The sequence below is a fragment of the Streptomyces sp. NPDC051582 genome, from assembly GCF_040681715.1.
Classification (GTDB): domain Bacteria; phylum Actinomycetota; class Actinomycetes; order Streptomycetales; family Streptomycetaceae; genus Streptomyces.
In genome coordinates this window covers 1-1,938 of record NZ_JBFAZJ010000100.1, presented here as the reverse complement: position 1 = coordinate 1,938, position 1,938 = coordinate 1, and the positions used below count along the sequence as shown (strand labels likewise).

At 73.5% G+C, this 1,938-nt stretch carries 1 protein-coding gene; it reads left to right on the top strand.

What is annotated here, in order from left to right; all coding sequences use genetic code 11:
• Positions 1–1,938: acyltransferase domain-containing protein (locus AB0M92_RS39225; protein WP_366107184.1), on the top strand; the 1,938-nt coding region annotated here is incomplete at both ends.

The window sequence follows — 1,938 nt, the reverse complement described above, 5'->3', positions numbered from 1 at the left end:
CCAAGGCGCTGGACGCGGTGGTCGCGGCGCTGGACGTGCACCTCGACACCCCGCTGTACGAGGTGATGTGGGGCGAGTCCGCCGAGGACGAGGCGGTCCTCAACAGCACCGCCTTCACGCAGCCCGCGCTGTTCGCCATCGAGACCGCGCTGTTCCGGCTGGTGGAGTCCTGGGGCGTGCGGCCCGACTTCCTGGCCGGGCACTCCATCGGTGAGATCTCGGCCGCGCACGCGGCCGGGGTGCTGTCGCTGGAGGACGCGGCCCGGCTGGTGGCGGCACGTGGCCGCCTGATGCAGGCGCTGCCGGCGGGCGGAGCCATGGCCGCGATCGAAGCCACGGAGGAGGAAGTCCTCCCGTACGTCTGCGATGTCGTGGGCATCGCGGCGGTCAACAGTCCGCGCTCGATCGTGGTGTCGGGTGCGGAGGATGCCGTCGAGGCGATCCGGGGGCGGTTCACGGAGCAGGGCCGCAAGACGACCCGGCTGCGCGTCTCGCACGCCTTCCACTCGCCGCTGATGGAGCCGGTGCTCGCGGAGTTCCGGGCCGTCGCGGACTCCGTGGCGTACCACCCCGCCGCCGTTCCTGTGGTCTCGGGCGTGCACGGCGGACTCAGCGAGGACTGGGGGACCCCGGAGTACTGGACCCGCCACCTGCGCGAGGCCGTCCGCTTCTGCGACACCGTCCAGTACCTCCAGGGCCGAGGCGTCGAGACGTACGTGGAGCTCGGTCCCGACGCGGTCCTGACAGCCCTGGCGAGCGCGACCGTCGGCGACGTCGAGGGCACCGCCTTCATCTCCTCGCTGCGCCGCGGCCGGCCGGAGGCACGGGAGCTGCTCGCGGCCGTCGGCCGTACCCACAACCAGGGCGTCCCCGTCGACTGGGCCGCGTACTTCGGCGCCACCGAGGACCGCTGGGGCGATCTGCCGACGTACGCCTTCCAGCAGCAGCGGTACTGGCTGGAAGCCACGACCGGCGAGGGCGCCGGGCTCGGCGCCGCGGGCCTGGAGAGCGTCGGGCACCCGCTGCTGAGCGCCGCGATCGCCTCGGCGGATTCGGGCGAGGTCGTCCTCACCGGACGGCTCTCCGTGGACAGCCAGCCCTGGCTGGCCGACCACGACGTCCTCGGCAGCATCCTCTTCCCGGGCACCGGCTTCGTCGAGCTCGCCATCCGCGCCGGCGACCAGGTCGGCTGCGACGCCGTCGAGGAACTCACCCTGCACGCCCCGCTGATCCTCCCCGAGCGCGGTGGGGCCGCCGTACAGGTCTGGCTCGGCGCGGACGACGGGTCCGGGCGCCGTACGGTGACCATCCACTCCCGCGACGAGAACGCCGCCGAGCCCATATGGACGCGGCACGCGGAAGGCACCCTGGTCAGCGGCTCGGGCCTGCCTGCCGCCGCTCTGACGGAGTGGCCGCCGCCGGGCGCCACCCCGACGACCGTGGACGGCGCGTACGAGCTCCTCCTGGAGCGTGGCTACCACTACGGGCCCGTCTTCCAGGGCCTCAAGGCCGCCTGGACCTCCGGCGAATCGCTGTACGCGGAGGTCTCCCTCCCCGAGCAGGCGCACGCCGACGCGGCGCGGTACGGCTTGCACCCGGCCCTCCTCGACGCCGCCATGCACGTGGCGCTGATCGACGAGGGATCGAGCACCGAAGAGTCGACGGTCCTGCCGTTCTCGTGGAACGACGTCGCCCTGCACGCGGGCGGCGCCCCGGCGCTGCGCGTGTGCATCGCGCCCTCCGGACCCAACACGGTGACCGTGACGGTGGCCGACGCCGAGGGGCAGCCGGTCCTGACGGTGGGCTCGCTGGTGTCGCGTCCGGTGTCGCAGGAGCAGTTGGGTGCGGGTCGGCCGGAGTCGTTGTTCGAGATCGCGTGGCGTCCGCTGCCGGCCCAGGTCCCGGCGGATGCGGTCGCCGTGGCCGGGGAGCACGTGT